This window comes from Rathayibacter rhapontici (assembly GCF_001995175.1).
Lineage (GTDB): Bacteria > Actinomycetota > Actinomycetes > Actinomycetales > Microbacteriaceae > Rathayibacter.
Genome location: NZ_MUKN01000013.1, coordinates 45,502 through 67,746 on the forward strand (window position 1 = coordinate 45,502; position 22,245 = coordinate 67,746).

Here is a 22,245-nt window from a genome sequence, read left to right on the forward strand (position 1 = left end):
GGGAACAAGGCGGGAACGGGCGGACGAGGGGGGATCGGGGGTGACGAGCTCTCAGCCTCAGCGGTGCCGCCGATCACCAGTCCACGAGCGCGGCGAGGTCCTCGGCGACGAAGATGCAGAACGGATGACCGGACGGATCCGCGAAGACGTAGAGCGGGCCCTCCGCGTCGTCGCTCTGGTCGTCGATCACCTCGGCGCCCAGCCCCACGGCGCGCTCGCGCTGCTCCTCCAGCTCGGCGGCGTCCGCCACCATCAGGTCGAGGTGCAGCTGCTGCGGGTGCTCGCCCTCGGGCCAGGTCGCCCGCTGCAGTCGGTCGACCCGCTGGAACGCGAGCCGCATACCCTCGGGCGTGCGCAGCGCGACCCAGTCCGCGCGGTCGTCGGAGCCGTCGGCCGGCGGCTCGTCGCCGGGCCGGTAGCGGCCGCCGAGGAGGGCGGCGTAGAAGGTCGCGAGACCTCGCGCGTCCTCCGTGTCGAGCACGATCTGTCGCAGTCGCAGTGCCATGGCGGCAGGGTACGCCGGGCCGGGCCGGGCCGACAGGTGCCGGGATCCGCTGCCGCCGCCGGTGCGCGGCCCGCCCGTGTCCGCAACCGAGGTCGGAAAGGCGATCAGCGGACGGATGCGCCCGGCTGCGGCTCCTCGTCCTCGGTTCCGCACGTCCTCGCCGCACGACCGCCGGCGAGCGGGAGCTCTCGTCCTCCGCGGCGGGGCTCCTCAGCGGCTGCGCTCCTCAGCGGCTGCGCGGAGCACCCGCGCCGCCGGGAGCCGCGCCCGCGGTCGGCGTCGTCGTCGTGTCGACCCGGGCCGTCAGCGCCACGGAGTAGCCCGACGCGACGTCCCCGGTCGTCGTGCCCAGCTGCAGCACGCCGCCGTCGTCGCCGAAGACGTTGTCGTCCTCGAGTGAGACCTGCGCGAGGTCCGCCGTCGATCCGCTGTACTCGTCGAGCGCGTAGACGGCGGCGCAGGCGTCCTCGGGGAGGGCGACCTGCGAGGTCGCGACGCGTTCGCCGCGTCGGTGATCGAGGCGGCGTCGGGGTAGACCTCGAAGTGGATGTGCGGCCAGCGACCGGAGTAGCAGGCGGGGAAGACGGAGGCGAACGTCACCGATCCGCTCGCGTCGGCGACCTGGACCCCGCGCAGGTACGTCTCGTCCTCGACCCCGGAGGAGTACATCGAGTAGTTCCCGTCGGCGTCGCAGTGCCAGACGTAGACGGCCGCCCCCTCGAACGGAACGTCGCCGTTCGCCGTGTCGAGGATCGTGAGGGTCAGCGTCATCGGCACGCCCGCGGCGGTCGCTCCGCCGTCGATGCTCGAGCGGATGTCGCTGCGCACGACTCCGGCGTTCTCGAGCACGTCGACGCCGTTCGAGCCGTCGCCCGGGTAGGGGCCGGCGGTCTCGTCGGGGATCTCGCCGATCGCTGTCGTGCCGGTCGACGCCGTCCCGGACGAGGCGGCGCCGGAGGATCCGCTCGCGGACGACGAGCCCGTGCTGCCGCCCGCGTCGGTGGTGCAGGCCGCGAGCCCCATCGTCGCCGCTCCGACTCCGATCAGCGAGAGCACCCGGCGGCGGCTGACGAGCGTGGCGACGTCGAACGGGAGCCCCTGGTCGACGACCTCCTCGTGCGGCCGGTCGAGGCGCCGCCCCTGGTAGGCGGGTCCCTGCGGGGTGAGGTCGGGCTCGGGGATGCGGGTCATGGTGTCCTCCTCGGACGTCGGCTGCGCATCCGACTCTGGCCGCCCGGCCTATGACTCCCCTATGACCCTTCGATGAACCGACCATTACCGACGAGGCATCCTCCGACCGTCGAGACGACCCGGTGCCGCAGGACGTCTCGACGGTCCGAGGACGTCTCGACCGAGGACGGCTCAGCGGGCCGCCCGCTCCCGGATCGCCAGGATCACGTCGGTCTTCGCGTCGGAGTACGCGTTCATGTCGTCCCAGCGACGGCGCAGCAGCTCGCGCTTGACGCTCTCGTAGAGCGCCCGGTCGGCGGGGTCCGAGCGGAGGCGGTCCCGCAGCAGCAGGTACGCCGCTACGGCCGGGTCGCCGTCCGCGTAGACGTGCACGTGCACGTCCCGCGCAGGGGTCCGTACGAGGCGGTGGCCCGGCTCCCGCACGCGCAGCAGGTATCCAGCGGCCAGGAGCGCGTCGAGGTAGTCCTCCTCGGCCGTGATGTCGTCGACGATCACGACGATGTCGATGATCGGCTTCGCGGCGAGACCCGGCACGGACGTCGATCCGATGTGCTCGACCCCGACCCCCGGCAGCGCCTCGAGGATCCGGCGCCGGTGCTCGAGGAAGAGCGCGGGCCAGCTCTCGTCGTACTCGTGCAGGGCGACCTCGAGCGGCTCGACTCCGCCGATCAGCTCGACGGAGGTGGCATCGGGGCGGCGGGAGGACATCCGCCCATCCTCGCGAAGAGAAGGGCCGGAGGGATCGCTCCCCCCCGGCCCGCAGAGGCAGGAGCTACGCCGTCTCCTCCTGCACGTGCTTCGCGACCTTGTTCGCGCGCGCGTTCGGCACGGTGTGCGTCATGACGAGGCCCTCGACGTCCCGCGAGCCGTTGCGGCCGAGGTTCGCGAGGCGGGCGAGCTCGTCCTCGGACAGGGTCTGCGACTGCAGCGGAGGCAGGTCCTTCACCTCGTCGAGGGTGATGCCCAGGCCCTCGCCGACGCGGCGGCCGAGGTCGTCCTCCACCAGGTAGAAGTGCCACAGCATCCGCTCCTGCACGGGGCGGGCGGCCTGCGAGATCAGGTCGACGAAGTTCGCCACCAGGTCGTCGCGCTCCCACTCCTCCAGCAGCAGGTAGCGCTGGCCGGCCTGGGTGTAGTCGTTCGTGCGCGGGATCCGCTTGCGGGTGAGGCGCCCGGTGATCTCGGGCCCCTGGTCGTCGTGGGTCGGGTACTGCGCCTCGCGCAGGCCGCCCGTGATCGAGGGCTCGTAGTTCACGTGCGGGTTCTCACCGCCGTGGTCCTGGTGGAACGCCATCTGCCCGTCGCGCTGGTTGGTCGCGACGTTCACGTTCTTCGGCGCGTTCACCGGCAGCTGCAGGTAGTTCGGGCCGACGCGGTAGCGCTGGGTGTCGGAGTAGGAGAAGGTGCGGCCGACCAGCATCTTGTCGTCCGAGAAGTCGAGGCCGTCGACCAGGACGCCGGTGCCGAACGAGAGCTGCTCGTTCTCGGCGAAGTGGTTGGTGACGTTGCGGTTCAGGACCATCCGGCCGACCGTCTTCGGCGGGAACTCGTTCTCGGGCCACACCTTGGTGTCATCGAGCGGATCGAAGTCGAGTTCCGGGTGGTCGTGGTCGTCCATCAGCTGCACGCGCAGCTCCCACTCCGGGTACTCGCCGCGCTCGATGGCCTCGTAGAGGTCCTTCGACGCGTGGCCGAGGTCGCCGCCCTGCACGACGGCGGCGTCGGCCTCGGTCATGCTGTTGACGCCGACCGACGGGATCCAGTGGTACTTGACCAGCTTCGTGTCGCCGGCCTGATTCACCCACTTGTAGGTGTTCACTCCGAAGCCCTGCTGGTGGCGGTAGTCGGCCGGGATGCCGCGCGGGCTGAACAGGTTGACCAGCATGTGCATCGACTCCGGTGTCTGCGACATGAAGTCGAAGATGCGCGCGGGCTCCTGCCGGAACGTGACCGGGTCGGGCTTGAGCGAGTGGATCACGTCGGGGAACTTGATGGCGTCGCGGATGAAGAAGACGCCGAGGTTGTTGCCCACGAGGTCCCAGTTGCCGTCCTCGGTGTAGAACTTCACGGCGAAGCCGCGGGGGTCGCGCGCGGCCTCGGAAGAGTCGCGGCCGCCGATCACGGTCGAGAAGCGGATCGCGACATCGGTGCGCTTCCCCGCCTCCTGGAAGAGCTTCGCCCGGGTGTACCGCGAGATCGGCTCGTCGCCCCAGGTGCCGGTCGCCTCGAAGTAGCCGAAGGCGACGGCGCCGCGGGCGTGCACCACCCGCTCGGGGATCCGCTCGCGGTCGAAGTGGCTGATCTTCTCGAGGAACTGGTAGTTCTCGAGCGTGGCCGGGCCGCGGGCCCCGACCGTGCGCTGGTTCTGGTTGTCGTAGACGGGGTGGCCCTGACGGTTGGTCAGGATCTTCCGGTCGTCGCCCTCGGCGGGCGGCTGGGAGGAGACGTCGGTCATGGATCAGGTGTCCTTTCCAGGTGGCGGTCCCCTCCATCCGATCAGAGACCGCCGACACGCGCGCCGGGTTGACGGGTGAACGGGGAGGGGCGGAACGGGGTCGTGAGGACCCCTCCCCGGGGTGGGGCGGAACGGGGGCGTCAGGAGCCCCGCGCCTCACTCCTCCGAGATGTCCGCCACGGCCTCGCCGACCTCGGCGGCGCCGAGCGCGCGGGCCAGGTCGGCCTGCGCGATCATGCCGACCAGGTCGTGTCCGTCGATCACGGGCAGGCGGCGCACCTGGTGCTTCCGCATGGTCTCGAGCGCCTCGGAGGCGTCATCGTCGGCTCCGATCGTCACCGGCTTCCCCTGCGCGAGGGAGCCGGCGGTCGACGATGCCGGATCCTGCCCCTCGGCCAGGGCGCGGACGACGATGTCGCGGTCGGTGAGCACTCCCTTCAGCTGCCCGTCCGAGCCGCAGATCGGCAGCGCCCCGACGTCGAGGTCGCGCATCTTCTCGGCAGCCTTCTGCAGGGTCTCGTCCTCGCCGATGCACTCGGCGCCGGGGGTCATGATCTCGCGTGCACGCATGTCCGTGTCCTTCCTGGTCGCTGCGGCCGCAGTCCGGGCCGCGAGGCCAGTCCAGGGCTCCGGCGTGAGCGGGTCAGGAGTGTTCCCCGCGCCGATCCGCCCGGCTACCCTGCCGCGCCGGAATCCGGACGACGCGGCGCGGCGCATCGCAGTCGGGCCCGGAGGTCAAGCCCCGTGCCCGGCGTCGGTGGTGCCGTCTTGACTCCTTCGAGCACGAGGAACGGGACGGAAGGAGACCCTCATGATGCGGATCGCGGTACCGGAGCAGCTCGAGGACGTCGCCCTCGACCCGATCGGGGACGACGGCTGGCGGGTGCGGGACGGGTCGGAGGACGCGGGCGACCCCGCGGCGATCCTCGGCTTCATCAGCCCGTCCTCGCGCGGCTTCCGGGCGTACCGGATCGGCCGCACCGAGAACGACGTGCACTGCGCGACGCTGGAGGACGCGCGGGCCGTGTACGTCGCGGGCCGAAGATGACGGGCCCGGGCTCCGGGGAGCGGTGATGTCCGTGCGCGTCGTGATGCTCCGCGAGATCCCCCGGCGGCGGTCGACGCGGATCATGTGGCTGATGTGGTCGCTCTTCGGCTACTCCTGCCGCCCCTGCCCGGAGACGTCGCGGGACAGGAGCCGGCTGGCCGTGGAGTTCTGGGTCATCGCGCCGACCGCGTCGGCCGACACCCTCGCGTCGTACGAGTGGGAGCTCGACGACGCCCTCGCGAGCCGGAGGATCAAGGCCGGGTGCACCGGCGAGGGCGCGCGGCTCGAGCGGTGATCACGACGTCTACCCCGTGCTCCGACGGCGTGTAAACCCTCTCCAGTGTCCGTCGCCGACTGCCGACTCTGATCGCATGACCACGGTGAGCAGCGCCCCGGCGACCACGACCGCACCCGCCCCGAGCGGTGCCGCCCCTCCCGCGCGCCCCGGGCTCCGCACGTTCGGCGTCGAGGAGGAGCTGCTCCTGGTCTCGCCCGAGACCGGGCAGGCGGTGCCGGTGGCCGAGAAGCTGCTGCGCGAGACGCAGCGCTCCTCCGCACCCCTGCAGCGGGAGCTGCAGCAGGAGATGATCGAGGCGGTCACCGCGCCGTGCTTCTCGGCGGCGCAGTTGGCCGACGAGGTGCTGCAGGCGCGGCGGGCGGCCGACATCGCCGCCGCACGGCACGGCGCCCGGGCGCTGCCGCTGGCGACCAGCCCGACGTCCGCGACGCCGCATCCGAGCCTGCGCCCCCGCTACCTCGAGATGCTCGTGCGCTACGGAGCGACGGCCCGCAGCACGCTCGCCTGCGGCCTCCACGTGCACGTCGGCATCCTCGACGCGGCGGAGGGCGTCGCGGTCCTGGACCGCATCCGGGTCTGGCTCCCGGTGCTGCTGGCACTCAGCGCGAACTCGCCGTTCGCCGACGGAGTCGACACCGGCTACGCCAGCCACCGCTCCCAGACGCTCTCGCAGTGGCCCTCGGCCGGCCCCAGCGACGTCTTCGGCACGGCGGACGCCTACGCCGCCTTCGAGGACGACCTCCTGCGCACCGGCGTCCTGATGGACGCGGGGATGCTCTACCTCGACGCCCGCCTCTCGCGCAGCTACCCGACGATCGAGATCAGGGTCGCCGACGTGTGCCTCCGCGCCGAGGACACGGCGGTGCTCGCCGCCCTCGTCCGCGCGCTCGTCGACACCGCGGCGGAGGAGTGGCGGAGTGGCCGGGAGCCGGCCCCCTGCTCCGTCGGCGTGCTGCGTCTGGCGACCTGGCGCGCCCGGCGCTCGGGCATCGACGAGCAGCTCGTGCACCCCGCGACCGGGCAGCCGGCCGACGCGGTCCGGGTCGTCGAGGCGCTGCTCGAGACGGTGCGGCCGGCGCTCGCCGCGAGCGGCGACGAGGAGCTGGTGGTGGACGGGGTGCACCGGATCCTGTTCCGCGGCTCCGGCGCCCATTGGCAGCGCCGGGTGGCCCGCCGCTCGAGCGTCGAGGACGTGGCGCTGCAGCTCTGCCGCGACCTCTCGGCCGGGCGGCTCCGATGACCTCCTGGCCGATCGGAGCCCGAGAAGTCAACCGCCTCCTCCCGGGGCGTCCGCGAGGACTGGACTACCGCCGACCGCTCAGCACCAGGAGGGACCGCCCGTGACCGTCACCGCTCCGCACTCCGAAAAGGCGCGCGTCCGATCGCGCCCCGGTCGCCCCCGCGGGCGCCTCGCGCAGATCGCCACCTCCACCGACCACAAGGTCGTCGGCAACCTCTACCTCGTGACGGCGGTCGGCCACTTCATGGTCGCCGGACTGCTCGCGCTCATCATCCGCGCCGAGCTGTACGAGCCCGGCATGAACGTGCTGAACAGCCGCGTGGAGTACAACCAGCTGTTCACCATGCACGGCACGAGCATGATGCTGCTGTTCGCGACTCCGCTGTTCTCGGGTTTCGCGAACGCGCTCATGCCGTTGCAGATCGGAGCGCCGGACGTGGCCTTCCCCCGGTTGAACGCGCTGTCGTTCTGGCTCTACTTCTGGGGCGGCCTCATCGTCGTGGTGCCGATGCTCACGCCTTTCGGCTCCGCCGAATTCGGCTGGACCGCCTACACGCCGCTCTCGACCGGCGGATACACCCCCGGGATCGGGGGGAGCCTCTGGGTGATCGGGCTGATCCTGACCGGGTTCTCGACGATCCTCGGTGCGGTGAACTTCATCACGACGATCATCACGATGCGCGCGCCCGGCATGACCATGTTCCGGATGCCGATCTTCACGTGGAACGTGCTGATCACGTCGATCCTCGCGATCCTGGCGTTCCCCCTGCTCGCCGCTGCGCTCTTCGGGCTGGCCGCCGACCGCCTCTGGGGCGGCCACGTCTACGACCCGGCCGGCAGCGGACCCCTGCTCTGGCAGCACCTGTTCTGGTTCTTCGGGCACCCCGAGGTCTACATCATCGCGCTGCCGTTCTTCGGGATCGTCTCGGAGGTGTTCCCCGTCTTCAGCCGCAAGCCGCTCTTCGGCTACAAGAGCATCATCTACGCGAGCATCGCGATCGCGGCCCTCTCAGTGACGGTCTGGGCTCACCACATGTTCGCGACCGGCTCCGTCCTGCTGCCCTTCTTCTCCCTCCTCACGATGCTCATCGCGGTGCCGACCGGAGTGAAGATCTTCAACTGGGTGGGCACGATGTGGCGAGGGTCGGTGACGTTCGAGACGCCCATGATCTGGGCGATCGGGTTCCTGGTGACCTTCACCTTCGGCGGCCTCACGGGCGTGATCCTCGCGTCACCGCCGCTGGACTTCCACGTGCACGACTCGTACTTCGTCGTCGCCCACTTCCACTACGTCGTCTTCGGGACCGTGGTCTTCGCGATGTTCTCCGGCTTCTACTTCTGGTGGCCGAAGTTCACCGGCACGATGCTCCACGAGGGCTGGGGCAAGGCGCACTTCTGGATGCTCTTCATCGGCTTCCACGCGACGTTCCTCATCCACCACTGGCTCGGCGTCAACGGCATGCCCCGCCGCTACGCCAGCTACCTGCCCGAGGACGGCTTCACCTGGATGCACCAGCTCTCCTCCGTCGGCTCGGCGCTGCTGGGGGCCTCGATGCTGCCGTTCCTGTGGAACGTGTGGATCACGTTCCGCCGCGGGCAGCGCGTCGAGGTGGACGATCCGTGGGGCACTGCCCGCTCGCTCGAGTGGGCCACCTCGTGCCCGCCGCCGCGGCACAACTTCGTGACCATCCCCAAGATCCGCTCGGAGGGGCCTGCTTTCGACCTGCACCACCCGGAGGCCGGTCCCGCGATCGGACGCGGCCCGATGCGCGACGAGCCCGAGAGCGGCACGGATCCCCAGGAGCGGGGGCCGTCGATCTGATGCGCGGCTCACCTGTCCGAGCTGACGTGCACAGTCTCCCCCGCGAGGACGAAGCGGAGCCCGCTCCCGTCGCCGAACGCGTCGCGCAGCTCCGAGGGCAGCGAGGGCGAGACCGTGAGCTGCGCCGTGGCGGGGAAGGACCGCGCACTGCAGCCGCTGTACACGATCCCGGACGCATCGCTTTCGGCAGGGACGACGTACAGGCACGAGCCGCCGTCCTCGCCGCTGGGCCGCTTCACCACCCGGAGGCCGTGGAAGTCGTCGGACGCGAGGGTGTCCTCGGAGCCGCCCCAGCCGGCGAGGTCGTCGGCGGGCGCCAGGCGGAGGGTCGCGACCTCGCGGGAGTCGGAGCCGGCGGCGAGGGTCGTCACTCCGGCTCCGAGGAGCGCAGCGGCGACGAGGGCGGCCGCCCGGAGGAGGAGGCGGGGGAGCCGGGCGGAGGCGGATCGGGGCGTCCCGGGAGCCGCGTCGGGCGGTGCCGGGTCGGTCTCGCCGAACGGGTCCTCCGTTGCGACCGGGGCGGCCTCCGCGACCGGCCCCCTCGACACGGGACCGGATCGGGGTGCCGCCGCCGCCTCGAGCGCCCGCAGCCGCGACCACTCCCCCGGAGCGAGGTCCGGCCCGCGCCCGTACGCCCGGCGCTGCAGGGCGCGGAGCTCGTCGTGCGCAGGCTCGTCCATCCTCCGCAGTGTGCCACCGCGTCAGCGGCGGACGGCCTCCGACACCGCCTCGACGGCACGGTCGACCGCGGCCCGCCGGGCGCCGTCGTCCTCCTGCTCGGACTCGTGGACGAAGACCGTCACGCCCCGCACGGCCCCGCAGTAGTCGACGATCCCGTGCTCGATCTGCGTCCGCAGCGACTGCTCGTAGCCGTGGCGCTCGTAGACGCCGGCGTCGTCCCCGGCGATCGGCACGAGGTGCACGGTGAGAGCGCCGAGGCGGCGGCGCATCCCTCCGGCCGGGTCGATCGAGAAGGCCCAGCCGTTGACGAAGACGCGGTCGATCCAGCCCTTCAGCAGGGCCGGCATCGACCACCAGTACACGGGGAAGACGAGCACGAGGTGCTCGGCGCCGTCGAGCCGCCGCTGCTCGCGGCCGACGTCCTCGGGGAAGTCGCCGGCCACCCGGTACGAGTGACGATCCGCGGCGGAGAACCGCGGATCGAAGCCCTCGGCGGCCAGGTCGGCGACCTCGACGGAGCCGACCGCCGCGGCGATCCTCCGCGCGATCGTCGAGGTGAGCGACTCCGGATCAGGGTGAGCGGTGACGATGAGCGTGTTCACCCGGCCCATCCAACCGGGTCCCTCCTGGGACCGTCCCGGGTCAGGCCGGCTCGGGGTGGTTCAGGAAGTCGAGGTCCGGCCTGTCCGTCACCTCGTCGCTCCAGGAGGGGCGCGACGGCTGCATCCGCTGCATCTCGGCCTCGATGTGGGAGAGGACGGCCTCATCGACCGGCTCCTCGCCGTGGCTGTTCTCGACAGGAGAGGTGCGCCAGGGATCGTCGACCGGTGAGGACCTGCTCTACGCACGGCGCCGCCCCGGGCGGGGCGTCCCTCCCACCCTGACCCCTCTTCCGTTCTCTCCAGCGAGCAGTCAACCCCCTCACAGGATCGCCGTCGTCGTTCCTACGGTCGGTCGAGAGGGGCGCCACCCCGGGCGCTCCGCTTCCCTCACCCCCTGAAGGACTCCCCATGACGAACAACTCCGCACACACCCCGACCGCCCGCCGTGTCGCGACCGAGACGAAGGGCGCTCTGAAGACCACCGAGTTCTACGTCTTCCTCGTGATCTCGATCGCGATCCTGGTCGCGGCCGCCGTGACCGACAACGGCGAGGACGGCCAGGGCTTCACCGCCGACCACGCCTGGATGTACGTCTCGTTCGTGACCGTCGGCTACCTGATCAGCCGCGGCCTCGCCAAGTCGGGCTCGCACAACCACGAGCGCGACGACCGCTGAGCGCACCCCGGCGTCCAGCGGTGGAGCCGTCCGCCCTCCCGGGCGGGCGGCTCCGTCGTCGCTCGGGGAGCTGAGGCGCCGCCGTCAGGAGGCGGCGGCCTCGGAGGTGCGGGCGTGCGCGAGGATCTCGCGCGCGACCTCGCCCGGCGCGGTGTGCACGACCACGTGCCGGTGCCCGGGAACCGTGCGGAGCGTTCCTCCGTGGGCCGCGGCGATCAGCCGTGAGCACCACTCCTCCGTGGCGATCGGGTCGTTCGAGCCCCGCAGGACGAGCAGCGGAGCGGCGAGCCCGACGATCCGCTCGTGGGTCGGGTAGGCGAGCATCGCCGCCACCTCGGTGAAGTACCAGCGCGGCCCCGTTCGGACGTAGTCGGTGAACACCACCGCGTTCGTCGGCAGCGGCTCTAGCATGCTGTCGCGGGCCAGCACGAGGGTCTGCCGCAGCGCCGTGGGGTGGGCGGAGTCGGTGACGGGGCCCACGAGGACGACGTGACTGACGAGGTCCGCGCGCTGCAGGGCCAGCTCGAGGGCGAACTGCGCGCCCATCGAGTGGCCGACGGCGACGCACGAGGCGATCCCGAGCAGGTCGAGGACCTGCCCGACCAGCCCGGCGTACTCCTCCACCGGCACGGATCGCCACGGCTTGGGCGTGGCTCCGAAGCCGGGGAGGTCGAGCGCCACGACCCGCGCATCGGGCGCGAGGTGCGCGGCGAGCCGGCGGTAGGGGCGGTGCGACAGTCCGACGCCGTGCAGGAGGAGGACGACCGGCCCGTCGCCGCCTCCGTCGTGGACGTCGACCACGAGCCCGTCGGGACCGAGCACGAGACGGGACCGCTCGAGGCGGACCGGGGAAGTGGAGGAGGGCACGGCTCATGCTCGCACCGATCCGCGCGCCCGTACGATCGAGGGGTGCCCGAGGAGCCCCGCCTGACCGAGACCACGGCCGCCGACGCCGTGGCGCTGACGCTGTTCGTCCTGCAGGAGGCCGAGATCATGCGGCGCTACGGCGGAGACGACCCCGGGCCGCGGCCGGGACCCGGGACCCCGACGCTCCTGCTCCGCGTCGACGGCGAGGTCGTGGGCTGCGTGGCGCTCACCGCGGAGGGCGAGGTCGGCGAGATCAAGCGGATGTACGTGATCGAGCAGGCGCGCGGCCGCGGCTTCAGCCGGCTCCTGCTCGCGGGGGTCGAGGAGCTCGCGGCGCGGCACGGAGTCGAGCTGCTGCGCCTGGTCACGGGCACGCAGCAGCCCGAGGCCGTGGCCCTCTACGAGAGCTCGGGCTACGAGCCGATCCCGGGCTTCGGCTACTGGGGCGACGAGCCCGAGAGCCTCTGCTTCGCGAAGCGGCTCGGCTGAGGCGGACGGAATCGAGGTCGGGAGGGGCTTCGGGCCTCGTTCGGGAGCCTGGCGCCCCTCCGCTCCTCGGTTGCGAACGGTCCGACCCTCACAGACGAGGCTGAGCACCACGACACGGAGGAATCACGCGCCGTCGGCGCTCCCAGCCTTACTTCTGCAGCCGTGAGGCCGCGCACCCCGCCCGCCCCGCGACGGCACGCTCCGAGCGGACCGGCGGAGGGCACCGGTAGTCTGATCCGGACCCCGGCGCGCGCCATGCCCGCGCCGCAGTCTCCTCCTCCGCCGTCGCGGAGGTCCTCGGCTGCCCACGCGGCCGAGGTGACACCGTTCCGCAGAGCCGGAGCGCTGGTCGCAGCAGCACCGGCCGGCCCGGTGCGCCCCTATGCCACGCACATCCCGGCACGACGCCGGCCCCTCCTATCGGAAAGCACCCATGCGAAACGCCCGCACAGCCAAGCCCGCCCGCCACCACCTCGAACTGGCGGCTCCGAAGCCGCTCGAGAAGGGCGGTCTGCGCATCACCCCTCTGGGCGGTCTCGGCGAGATCGGCCGCAACATGACCGTCTTCGAGCACAAGGGCAAGCTGCTCATCGTCGACTGCGGCGTCCTCTTCCCCGAGGAGAACCAGCCCGGCATCGACGTGATCCTCCCCGACTTCGCCGCGATCCGCTCGCGCCTGAAGGACATCGAGGCCATCGTGCTCACTCATGGCCACGAGGACCACATCGGCGGTGTGCCGTACCTGCTCAAGGAGCGGGCCGACATCCCGATCATCGCGTCGACCTTCACGCTCGCGCTGATCTCGGCGAAGCTGCAGGAGCACCGCATCACCCCGCGCACCCGCCCGGTCAAGGAGGGCGACCGCGTCGACGCCGGCGTGTTCGACCTCGAGTTCCTCGCCGTGAACCACTCGATCCCCGACGGCCTCGCCGTCGCGATCCGCACCGAGGCCGGCCTCGTGCTGCACACGGGCGACTTCAAGATGGACCAGTTCCCGCTCGACGGCCGCACCACCGACCTCCCCGGCTTCGCGCGCCTGGGCGACGAGGGCGTCGACCTCTTCCTCGTCGACTCCACCAACGCCGACGTCCCCGGCTTCGCGATCTCGGAGGGCGACCTCGCCCCCGCGATCGACCAGGTGTTCCGCACCGCCCCGCGCCGCATCGTCGTGTCGAGCTTCGCGAGCCACGTGCACCGCATCCAGCAGGTCCTCGACGCCGCGCACCGCCACGGCCGCAAGGTCGCGTTCGTCGGCCGCTCGATGGTCCGCAACATGGGCATCGCCGCCGAGCTCGGCTACCTCAAGATCCCGGCCGGCCTCGTCGTCGACATGAAGGTCCTCGAGAAGCTCCCCGCGACCGAGATCGTGATGATCTGCACCGGGTCGCAGGGCGAGCCCATGGCCGCGCTCTCGCGCATGGCCAACAAGGACCACATCATCGACATCGGTCCCGGCGACACCGTGCTGCTGGCCAGCTCGCTGATCCCCGGCAACGAGAACGCGATCTACCGCATCATCAACGCGTTCACGCGCTGGGGCGCGACCGTCGTGCACAAGGGCAACGCCAAGGTGCACGTCTCGGGCCACGCGAGCGCCGGCGAGCTCGCCTACTGCTACAACATCCTCCGCCCGACCCACGTGCTGCCCGTGCACGGCGAGTGGCGCCACCTCACGGCGAACGCCGCGATCGCGACGCGCACCGGCATCGACGAGAAGAACGTCTTCGTCATCGAGGACGGCGTCTCGATCGACCTGGTCAAGGGCCGCGCCCGCATGAGCGGCCGCATCGACGCCGACCACATCCTGGTCGACGGCACCACGATGGGCGTCGCCACCGAGGACGCCATGATCGACCGCCGCGTGCTCGCCGAGGAGGGCGCGATCACCGTGCTCGCCATCGCCGACCTCGACCGCGGCACCCTCGGCGAGCCCGTCGAGTTCTTCACCCGCGGCTTCGTGGAGGAGCCGGGCTGGCAGGCCAACGCGAGCAAGGCCATCGACGACGCCGTGCTGCAGGCCGCCGGAACGCCGACCGACCGCGAGGCGCTCGAGAAGCTGATCACCCGCACGCTCGGCCGCTGGCTGACCCGCCGTCACCGCCGCAACCCGGTCATCACCACGATCGTCGTCGAGGAGTAGTCCCGGACCGCCCGAGCGCCCGTCCCCTGCAGAGGGGGCGGGCGCTCAGTCGTGCTCGGTAGAATCGGAGGGATGTCCTCCCCGTCCCGCGCCCGCGCCCGTGCGGCGGCCGCGTTCCCGAACCGGCTGCTGCTGACCAAGCGCGCCTCCGGGACCAACGGATGGCTGAGCTCGTGGGGCACGAACGCGCACGGCGAGATCGCCGGCTGCCCGCCGCCGCGCGCCTAGAGCGCGACCGCCCCTCCTCCGGAGACAGCGGCCGCGCTCCCGCGCCCGCCACCTCTCCGATCGGACGACCCCATGGCTCACCACGACCTGCCCGCCGACCAGGCACCGCACTCCATCTGGCGGGGGCTCCGCCAGACCCTGCAGAAGGACACCGTCGGCGGTGCCTTCCTCCTCACTGCCACGCTGCTCGCGCTGATCATCGCGAACAGCCCCGCGTCCTCGCTCTACGAGGCGGTGCGCGACTTCCGGTTCGGACCCGAGGCGCTGCACCTGAACCTCAGCGTCGGCTCGTGGGCGGCCGACGGCCTGCTCGCGATCTTCTTCTTCGTCGTCGGCCTCGAGCTCAAGGAGGAGTTCGTCGCCGGCTCGTTGCGGAACCCGCGCACCGCGCTCGTGCCGATCGTGGCGGCGGTCGGCGGAGTCGTCACTCCGGCCCTGATCTTCGTCGCCGTGAACCTGCAGCGCGGAGGAGCGGCGCTCGACGGCTGGGCGATCCCCGCCGCCACCGACATCGCGTTCGCAGTGGCGGTGATCGCGGTCGTCGGCCGGTTCCTGCCGCCGGCGCTGCGGACCTTCCTCCTGACCCTCGCGGTCGTCGACGACCTCATCGCGATCACGATCATCGCCGTCTTCTACACGGCCGGCATCGACGCGCTGATGCTCGGCCTCGCGCTGATCCCGCTCGCCGTCTTCGCCGTCTGCGTGCAGCGCGGCGTGCGCGCGTGGTGGGTGCTGATCCCGCTGGGAGTCGCGACCTGGGCGCTCGTGCACGCCTCCGGGGTGCACGCGACGGTCGCCGGTGTGCTGCTGGGCTTCATGGTGCCGGTCGCCGCGACGAAGCGGGCGCGCGTGCAGGTGGGCACCGATGCCGGGGGCCGGCCGATCTACGACGGGCTCGCCGCCCACTTCGCCGACCGGTGGAGCGTGCTGTCGACGGCGTTCGCGGTGCCCGTGTTCGCCTTCTTCTCGGCCGGAGTGACGGTCGGCGGCCTCGCCGGGCTGGCGGAGTCGTTCCAGGACACCATCGCGCTGGGCATCATCGCCGGTCTCGTGCTCGGCAAGCCGATCGGCATCGTGGGCAGCACGTTCCTGCTGACCCGGTTCCGCGGGATCTCGCTCGATCCGTCGCTCCGCTGGATCGACATGCTCGGCATGGCCTTCGTCGCGGGCATCGGATTCACGGTGTCGCTGCTCGTGGGCGAGCTCTCGTTCGGCGCCGGCAGCGAGTCCGACGACCACGTGAAGGTCGGCGTGCTGGCCGGCTCGCTCCTCGCGGCGGTCATCGGAGGCGCGATCCTCGCGGTGCGGAACCGGCGCTACCGCGCGGCGCCCGCCCCTTCGCTGGTCGAGTAGCCGCGCAGCGCCTATCGAGACCGACATGGCCGGCGGTGGTGGATCTCGATACGGCCTCTGCGAGGCCTACTCGATCAGCAGCTGGCGAGTGCCACCTCCTCTCGTTGGTCGAGTAGCCGCGGAGCGGCGTCTCGAGACCGACGTGTCCGGCGCGATCCGGGTCCGTAGGGTGGTCGCGGCGGGGGAGAGGCGGGCGGATGCGCGGCACGCGATCGTCACGGGAGGTTCCCCTCGTGCAGTGGCACTGGTTCAGGCGGGCGAGGACGCCGAGCGAGAGCATCCTGATCGGGATGCTCGTGCTCGCGATCCCCGCGTGGAACCTCTCCGGAATCCTCCTCGACGGGATCTCGCTCGGGCTGAGGCTCGGCGTCCTCGTGGCCCTCTCCGTGATCCTGTTCGGCGTGATGGCGGCGCTCATGGCCGTCAGGCACCCCACTCCCCACGCCGACCTCGCCGCGCGCACGGTCCGGGTCCGATCGCGGATCACTGCGTTCGCCGACTTCACCTCGGCGAAGCGGCTCTTCCGCGGCAGCCGGTCGAAGCGGGTGGTGATCGAGCTGCACGCGCCCGGGCAGACCGTGCTGCTCGAGCTCCGCGATGACCTCGGTCGCGTGACGACCGGGCGGACGCAGGAGGCGATCCTCGAGTTCCTCCACGGGAGCGGAGTCGTGCTGCCCACGTCGAGGGACGATCCGACGGGGCGCTTCACCGAGCTGAACTTCCCCGCAGCCTCAGCCGGGAGCAGGCGATCGCGCTGGCCGAGCGGCCGCTGACCGCACCCGACGTCGGCTCGGGGGCGCACGGCTGAGGTGCGCGGCCGTCGTCCCGAACGCGATCCGGGTCGACCGCGACACCGTCGTCCTGCGGCGGCCGGCCCTCCGCGCCGACGGGGCGCGAACCGGGTCCTGACGGCGCCGGACACCCCGTTCCGAGCCCGATCGCGGAGGCGGGCGCACCCGAGTGGGCGCGGAACGGGGTCCGCAAGCGCCGCAGAGCCCGGTCCGGGTCCACTCGATCCGGCCCGGGCGCGGAGCCGTGATCCTCCTCCGGGGTGGCCCTCCGTGAACCGTCTCATTTAGAGTGTTCACGTTCACATCCCGTGCGAAGACGCGCGGATCCGCGGAGCCCTGCGGGTCGGTCGTCGACGCCGCACCGACCACAGAGGGCCTTCTGCATGACTCGATCACGTTCGGCGGTGAGGATCGCACTGGCGATCGGCACCGTCGCCGCCACGGCGCTTCTCGGCGCCACGGTACCGAGCTCCGCTTTCGGAGCCACGGAGACTCCGCTCCTGCACTACACGTTCGACACCGCGCCCACCGGCGCGACGATCGACGACGTGAGCGGCAACGACTACGACGCGACGTTGCGTCGCACCGGCGCGGAGGTCCGCAACGGCGCGATCAGCTTCCCCGGCGGCTCCGCGGCCGCCGCGCCCTACCTCGAGATCCCCACCGCGCCGCTGGTCGGCAAGAAGGACCTCACGTTCTCGACCTGGCTCTCGCCCCGCTCCGGAGCGGCCAACACCGCCGCGGCGTTCGTCGGCGCGCCGATCGCGAGCGGCGCCCAGCACTCCTCCGGGTACTGGCTGCTGAACCCCACGAACACCGCCGGCTACGTCAAGTCCGTCGTCACCAACTCCGTCAACGCCGGCGCCCCCTGGGGCACCGAGGTCGGCCCCGGAGCGACGAACACGCAGACGCTCGGAGCGCGCACCCCCGCGGGTCTGTCGCTCTACACGACCGTCATCGACGGCACGAACGGCACACTGAAGGTCTATGTCAACGGCACCCAGATCGGCACCACGACGACGATCGCGCGCAACGTCTCGTCCTTCGGCTCGTCCCTCGTCGCCTACCTCGCCCGCTCGACCTATCCCGACGCGGGCTGGAACGGCGACATCGACGACTTCGCCGTCTACGGCAGCGCCCTCACCGGTGACGCCGTGAGCGCGCTCTACTCCTCGCAGGCCCTCGACCGCGCCGTCGCCTCGGTGACGATCCCGACCGAGGCCACCGCGAGCTTCCCGCTGCCCGCCACCGCCAGCGGCGTCGCGATCACCTGGACCTCGAGCAGCTCCGCGATCGCGGTCAGCGGAGGCACCGCCACCGTCACGCGCCCCGCCGCCGGCTCGCCCGCTGCCTCCGTGGTCCTCACCGCGACCTACGCGGTCGGCGGCACCACCCGCTCCGTCGCCTACCCGGTGTCCGTCGCTCCCCAGCTCAGCGACACCGAGAAGGTCGACCGTGACCTCGCCTCGATCACGATCCCGAACGTCGGCGACATCCGCACCAACGTGACCGTGCCCTCGACGGGCGTGCTCGGCTCCGGTCTCGTCTGGAGCGTCGTCAGCCCGAGCGGCGCGACCCTCCGCGACGGCAGCGCCGCCGGCACCCGCACCATCGACGTCGAGCGCCCCGCCGCCGGCGGCACCGCGATCGACGTCGTCGTCCGCGCGACGGCGACCAGCGGAACGGTGAGCCGCACGCGCGACTTCACCCTCCGCGTCCAGCCGCTGCCCGTCGGCACCGACGACACCGAGGCCTACGTCTGGGCGTTCTTCACCGGAGAGGGCGACGGCGCCGAGCAGGTCAGCCTCGCCGCCTCGAAGGGCAATGACGCGCTCTCGTGGAACACCCTGAACGGCGGCAAGCCCGTCTTCTCGTCGACCCTGGGCACCCAGGGGCTGCGCGACCCGTTCATCATCCGGTCGAAGGAGGGCGACAAGTTCTTCATGCTCGCCACCGACCTCAAGATCGCCGGCCTCGCGGGCGGCTTCGACACGTCGCAGAAGTCGGGCTCGAAGCACATCGAGGTGTGGGAGTCGACCGACCTCGTGAACTGGTCCGCGCAGCGGCACGTCAAGGTGTCCTCCGACTTCGTCGGCAACACCTGGGCGCCCGAGGCGTACTGGGACGACGCCCTCGACACCTACGTGGTGTTCTGGGCCTCGAACATCTACCCGACCACGAACGTCGCCGACCGCACGTCCGTCACCTACAACCGGATGATGTACGCGACGACCGACGACTTCGTCACCTTCTCGGAGGCGAAGCCGTGGATCGACGTGCAGCGCGGCGCGGGCCGCGGCACGATCGACTCGACGATCGCGGAGGAGGACGGCGTCTACTACCGCTTCACCAAGGACGAGGCGTCGATGACGCTGCGCGAGGAGAAGAGCACCGACCTGCTCGCCACCGTCTCGGGCGCGCTGCCCGGTCCGACCGGTCCCGCCGACGAGTGGACCCTGATCAAGGAGCGCGTCGCGTCGGGCCTGCCCAACGGCTCCGGCGGCACCTTCACCAGCGGTGAGGGCCCGAACGTCTTCCCCGCCAACGAGGGCGACGTGAACGGTCTCGACTGGTTCCTCTTCATCGACCAGCCCGACTACCACCAGGGCCCGAACCACTACGTGCCGTTCGGCACCGACGAGATCGCGGACGGGGACTCCTGGCAGCCGCTGGGCTCCAAGCTCGCCGCGAACCTGCCGCAGAACGCCGACGGAGGAAAGCCCCGCCACGGCACGGTGATCCCGGTCACCCGCGCCGAGTACCAGAAGGTGCTCGAGGGCTTCGCTCCGAACCTGGCGGTCGCCTCGGTCGCCCCGCTCACGGCGACGACCGCCCCGGGCACCGCGCCCGTGCTGCCGCGCGCCACGATCACCACGGCGGCCGGTGCCACGAGCACCGTCGACGTCGCGTGGGACGCTGTCGCCCCCGCCTCCTACGCCTCGGCCGGGACCTTCACGGTCTCGGGAGTCGCGCAGGACGCCTCGCGGATGCCGGTTCAGGCCGTCGTCACCGTGCAGTCGTCGCTCAAGGTCTCGGCGACGGCCTCGACCCGCTGCCTCGCCGGCAAGGTCGTGCTGACGGTCGTCGCCCGCAACGGCGACACCGTGCCGATGGACGTGTCCGTCCGCACCTCGGAGGGCGTGAAGACGTTCGCCGGAGTGAAGCCGGGCGCGAGCGCCTCCGCCGCGTACACGGTGCGCTCGACGCAGCTCGCCGCGGGCGAGGCGACGGTCACCGCGACGGCGACGGTCGGCGGCTCGACCGTCACCGCGACGACCGCGGCGCCGTACGCGGCCCGCAGCTGCGGCTGACCGGTCGGCGCTGACCGGCGCTGATCGGCTGATCGACCGACGGGAGCCCGTCGCACTCCGGTGCGGCGGGCTTCCGCCGTTCCCGGAGGCACGTTCGTGCGTCGATCCGTCAGAGACGGTCTGCTTCCCGCGCCGATCCGTCGCGAGCGGCCGCGGCGCGGGCCCCGAGACGGCGCTTCATGACGGATCAACGCTCGTTCGTCCGCGCGGATCGCTCCGGAGCGTCCCACCGTGACGGATCGGCGCCCCCGATCGTCCACGGCAGTGCTCCGTCGGCTCGGATCGCGTCGATCCGCCAGGCATGTCCTTCTGCTGTTTCGATCCGGCGCTGATGGCCGTGGCGCGGGCTCCGAGGCGGCCCTTCGTGACGGATGACGCGGTTCGCCCGCGCGCGCGGGGCGTGCCCGTCGCCGCCTCGACGCCCGCTGTTCCTCCGCCGTACCCGGGGCGACGCTAGCGTGCCGCCATGACGGTCGTCGCGACTCCCAACCGCCGCGCGGGCACGTCCCCGTCGTGGGCGCTGCTCGCCGCGGCCGCGTTCCTCGCCTCCGCGGCGCTGCAGCTGCAGGCCTCGGTGCAGCGCTGGCTGATCGTGGGGGAGGCGGGCGTACCGGTCGACCGGACGATCCAGGACCACCTCTACGACTACTCGATGCCCGCGGACCCCTGGGTGAACGTGGGGTCGGCCGCGCAGGTCTTCGGAGTCGCGACACTGCTTCTCGCCGCGGGCATCCTCGCGCTGATGCGGGCTCTCGCGCCGGTGAGCGCCGTGTTCCGCGCGAGCGCGGTCGCCGTCGCCGCGGTGTTCGCGCTGAACGGTGCGCACGCGCTGGTCTCGGGCCTGATCGGAGCCCCGACGCCGATCGGAGCCCCGCTGCTGCAGATGGCGCTCAGTTTGATCCCGGTGCTCGGTCTGGGGGCCCTCGCGGTGAGAGCCCTCGGGCGCTCGGTCGCGCTGGGAGTCGCGTTCGCGTGCCTGCTCGGCAGCTCGATGCCGGGCGTGCTGCTCGCGACGTTCGTGATCGCTCCCGCGGTCCTGGGCTTCCAGTCGCACGACACGACGCCGTGGAGCGAGGCGGTGACCGCGGTCAGCACCGCGGCGGCGGGTCTGGCCTCGCTGGTGGGCGCGGCGGTCGCCGTGATCCGCGGACGGGGCTCTCGGTCCTGAGCCCGCGTCAGCCGTTCAGGATCGGGTTCGGCGAGGTGGACGGCCCGGCCGCCAGCTCGTCGACGATGCGCAGGAACTGCTCGACCGCCTGCTCGGAGGTGAGGCGGCCGGCGTCGACGCCGTCGGCGATCCGGAGGACGTCGAGCTTGCGGGCGGCGCGGGCCGCGGTGTCGAGTCCGGAGGCGCTGATCGCGGACGAGGCGCGCACGCGCGCGACGATCGCTCCGACGTGCCACCGTCTGCTGCTGGAAGCCATTCGATCTCCTTCTCTGTCGCAGGGTCTTCGGAGCGAGGCGTGCCTCGGATGGGGGTCGTTGCGGAAGTGGGCCGGCCGGGGCCCCGCCGACTCCCGTCACAGGTGCAGGATGCTCCAGTCGATGATGACGGCCGCGGCCGTGTAGATCGCGGCCACCGCTCCCACCGCCTTGCCCGCGCGGTCGAGGTCGGTGCGCGGTGTCGGACGGACGTCGGCGACCACGCGCAGCAGCGCGCCGAGCATCGCGATGATCGTGATCGCCAGCACCCAGACCTTGAGCGCGACGTGCGAGTCGACGTCCATCAGCGTGAGCGTCAGCACCGGCGCGAGCACGAGCACGATCGAGAGCAGCACCAGCAGGGTGCCGCGGTGGGTCAGCTCGGTCGGGCCGAGCGAGCCCTCGCGGAGCCAGGCGCGCAGGCGGGACCGCCGGTTCATCGGCCTGCCGGGCGTCTCCGCGGGGGCGGGCCGTTGCGGGCCGGAGGCGGACGGACCAGGAGGGGAGGCGGGCAGCGCCGTGCCGGCGACCTGCTCGGAGACCGCGACCGCACCCTCGATCGTGCTCACAGGGCCGGCTCGCACGCGGAGCGCAGGGCGACGGCGGGAGCGACGCGGTCGGGAGAGGGGCGAGGTGAAGCCGCACGGCGTCCTCCAGGGGATCGTGGCGACCGTCGAGGGTCGCGTCGCGCGATGTCCGCGATCCCTCAGTGTCCAGGCCCGGGCGCGCGCCGACAAGCGCCGCTAGCGGACACGTCCTCTTCCGGACACCGGCGACGGTGCCGTCAGAGCCGGATGATGCTCCAGTCGACGACCACCGACAGCACCGTGAACACCGCGGCGACGGCTCCGACCGCCTTGCCCGCACGGTCGAGATCGCCCCGCGGAGTCGGCTGCGCGTCGGCGACCACCCGCAGCACCGCTCCGACGAGCGCGGTGACCGTGATCGTGACGACCGTCACCTTCAGCGACACGTGGGCGTCGACGTGCAGCAGGGTCAGCACGGCGACGGGCACCAGCACCAGGAGGATCGACAGCAGCACCAGGATCCCGCCGCGGCGCGACAGCTCGGTCGGCCCGAGTGATCCGCCGCGGAGCCAGGTGCGCACGGAGCGGTCCTCGACCGGT

Annotated in this window: 23 protein-coding genes; 12 read left to right on the forward strand and 11 right to left on the reverse strand. The window is 72.0% G+C overall.

The window, feature by feature from the left end:
* Window positions 1–73: 73 nt before the first annotated feature.
* The 5 genes from B0T42_RS06115 to B0T42_RS06135 form a co-directional block, all read right to left on the reverse strand.
* Window positions 74–505: a VOC family protein gene (locus B0T42_RS06115; protein ID WP_077222390.1), complete on the reverse strand. Its 432-nt coding sequence runs from the start codon at window positions 503–505 to the stop codon at window positions 74–76.
* Window positions 506–808: 303 nt separating this feature from the next.
* On the reverse strand, window positions 809–1,696 hold the full coding sequence (locus B0T42_RS06120) for a dioxygenase family protein (protein WP_342418211.1): 888 nt from the start codon (window positions 1,694–1,696) through the stop codon (window positions 809–811).
* A 171-nt stretch (window positions 1,697–1,867) separates the two neighbouring features.
* Entirely contained in the window at window positions 1,868–2,404 is a 537-nt protein-coding gene (locus B0T42_RS06125) for a GrpB family protein (protein WP_077222366.1), read from the reverse strand.
* Window positions 2,405–2,468: 64 nt separating this feature from the next.
* Window positions 2,469–4,151, reverse strand: coding sequence for a catalase (locus B0T42_RS06130; RefSeq protein WP_077222367.1), 1,683 nt, complete (start codon window positions 4,149–4,151; stop codon window positions 2,469–2,471).
* 156 nt (window positions 4,152–4,307) lie between these two features.
* Window positions 4,308–4,721, reverse strand: coding sequence for a CBS domain-containing protein (locus B0T42_RS06135; protein ID WP_201788496.1), 414 nt, complete (start codon window positions 4,719–4,721; stop codon window positions 4,308–4,310).
* 241 nt (window positions 4,722–4,962) lie between these two features.
* On the opposite strand from B0T42_RS06135, the gene B0T42_RS06140 reads away from it, so the two are divergent.
* From B0T42_RS06140 to ctaD, 4 genes are all read left to right on the forward strand, one after another.
* The gene (locus tag B0T42_RS06140) at window positions 4,963–5,199 is read left to right on the forward strand and encodes a hypothetical protein (RefSeq protein ID WP_077222368.1); all 237 of its coding nucleotides are present in this window, start codon (window positions 4,963–4,965) and stop codon (window positions 5,197–5,199) included.
* Window positions 5,200–5,224: 25 nt separating this feature from the next.
* A complete protein-coding gene (locus B0T42_RS06145; protein ID WP_077222369.1) occupies window positions 5,225–5,494 on the forward strand; it encodes a hypothetical protein in 270 nt (89 codons plus the stop codon).
* A 76-nt stretch (window positions 5,495–5,570) separates the two neighbouring features.
* Window positions 5,571–6,737 carry a carboxylate-amine ligase gene (locus tag B0T42_RS06150; RefSeq protein WP_077222370.1) on the forward strand — a complete coding sequence of 389 codons (1,167 nt, stop codon included), beginning with the start codon at window positions 5,571–5,573 and terminating at the stop codon, window positions 6,735–6,737.
* 100 nt (window positions 6,738–6,837) lie between these two features.
* Window positions 6,838–8,559, forward strand: coding sequence for an aa3-type cytochrome oxidase subunit I (ctaD, locus tag B0T42_RS06155; protein WP_077222371.1), 1,722 nt, complete (start codon window positions 6,838–6,840; stop codon window positions 8,557–8,559).
* Between the two features lie 8 nt (window positions 8,560–8,567).
* Here the strand turns inward: ctaD and B0T42_RS06160 are convergent, their stop codons facing one another.
* Together B0T42_RS06160 and B0T42_RS06165 are read right to left on the reverse strand one after the other, a co-directional pair.
* Window positions 8,568–9,239: a hypothetical protein gene (locus B0T42_RS06160; protein ID WP_077222372.1), complete on the reverse strand. Its 672-nt coding sequence runs from the start codon at window positions 9,237–9,239 to the stop codon at window positions 8,568–8,570.
* A gap of 21 nt (window positions 9,240–9,260) precedes the next feature.
* Entirely contained in the window at window positions 9,261–9,842 is a 582-nt protein-coding gene (locus tag B0T42_RS06165; RefSeq protein WP_077222392.1) for an NAD(P)H-dependent oxidoreductase, read from the reverse strand.
* A gap of 408 nt (window positions 9,843–10,250) precedes the next feature.
* Here B0T42_RS06165 and B0T42_RS06170 point away from each other — a divergent pair, with 408 nt between their 5' ends.
* Entirely contained in the window at window positions 10,251–10,517 is a 267-nt protein-coding gene (locus tag B0T42_RS06170) for a hypothetical protein (protein WP_077222373.1), read from the forward strand.
* Window positions 10,518–10,601: 84 nt separating this feature from the next.
* On the opposite strand, the gene B0T42_RS06175 is transcribed toward B0T42_RS06170, so the two are convergent.
* Window positions 10,602–11,384 carry an alpha/beta fold hydrolase gene (locus tag B0T42_RS06175; protein WP_077222374.1) on the reverse strand — a complete coding sequence of 261 codons (783 nt, stop codon included), beginning with the start codon at window positions 11,382–11,384 and terminating at the stop codon, window positions 10,602–10,604.
* Between the two features lie 42 nt (window positions 11,385–11,426).
* Between B0T42_RS06175 and B0T42_RS06180 the strand changes: the two genes are divergently transcribed.
* From B0T42_RS06180 to B0T42_RS06205, 7 genes are all read left to right on the forward strand, one after another.
* Window positions 11,427–11,873: a GNAT family N-acetyltransferase gene (locus B0T42_RS06180; RefSeq protein WP_236720149.1), complete on the forward strand. Its 447-nt coding sequence runs from the start codon at window positions 11,427–11,429 to the stop codon at window positions 11,871–11,873.
* A gap of 433 nt (window positions 11,874–12,306) precedes the next feature.
* Complete coding sequence (locus B0T42_RS06185; protein ID WP_077222375.1) at window positions 12,307–14,013, forward strand: ribonuclease J; 1,707 nt, start codon at window positions 12,307–12,309, stop codon at window positions 14,011–14,013.
* A 72-nt stretch (window positions 14,014–14,085) separates the two neighbouring features.
* The gene (locus B0T42_RS20445) at window positions 14,086–14,241 is read left to right on the forward strand and encodes a hypothetical protein (protein WP_170116319.1); all 156 of its coding nucleotides are present in this window, start codon (window positions 14,086–14,088) and stop codon (window positions 14,239–14,241) included.
* Between the two features lie 72 nt (window positions 14,242–14,313).
* Window positions 14,314–15,594 carry a Na+/H+ antiporter NhaA gene (nhaA, locus tag B0T42_RS06190; RefSeq protein ID WP_077222376.1) on the forward strand — a complete coding sequence of 427 codons (1,281 nt, stop codon included), beginning with the start codon at window positions 14,314–14,316 and terminating at the stop codon, window positions 15,592–15,594.
* 233 nt (window positions 15,595–15,827) lie between these two features.
* Window positions 15,828–16,367, forward strand: coding sequence for a hypothetical protein (locus B0T42_RS06195; protein ID WP_077222377.1), 540 nt, complete (start codon window positions 15,828–15,830; stop codon window positions 16,365–16,367).
* Between the two features lie 422 nt (window positions 16,368–16,789).
* On the forward strand, window positions 16,790–19,696 hold the full coding sequence (locus tag B0T42_RS06200; RefSeq protein ID WP_139344433.1) for an immunoglobulin-like domain-containing protein: 2,907 nt from the start codon (window positions 16,790–16,792) through the stop codon (window positions 19,694–19,696).
* Between the two features lie 466 nt (window positions 19,697–20,162).
* Window positions 20,163–20,864 (forward strand): hypothetical protein, encoded by a 702-nt coding sequence (locus B0T42_RS06205; RefSeq protein ID WP_077222379.1) that lies wholly within the window; start codon window positions 20,163–20,165, stop codon window positions 20,862–20,864.
* Window positions 20,865–20,871: 7 nt separating this feature from the next.
* Here B0T42_RS06205 and B0T42_RS06210 read toward each other — a convergent pair whose 3' ends face one another.
* From B0T42_RS06210 to B0T42_RS06220, 3 genes are all read right to left on the reverse strand, one after another.
* Window positions 20,872–21,120 carry a hypothetical protein gene (locus tag B0T42_RS06210; protein WP_077222380.1) on the reverse strand — a complete coding sequence of 83 codons (249 nt, stop codon included), beginning with the start codon at window positions 21,118–21,120 and terminating at the stop codon, window positions 20,872–20,874.
* A gap of 96 nt (window positions 21,121–21,216) precedes the next feature.
* Window positions 21,217–21,687: a hypothetical protein gene (locus B0T42_RS06215; protein ID WP_077222381.1), complete on the reverse strand. Its 471-nt coding sequence runs from the start codon at window positions 21,685–21,687 to the stop codon at window positions 21,217–21,219.
* A gap of 215 nt (window positions 21,688–21,902) precedes the next feature.
* Window positions 21,903–22,226 (reverse strand): hypothetical protein, encoded by a 324-nt coding sequence (locus tag B0T42_RS06220; RefSeq protein ID WP_077222382.1) that lies wholly within the window; start codon window positions 22,224–22,226, stop codon window positions 21,903–21,905.
* Window positions 22,227–22,245 lie beyond the last annotated feature (19 nt).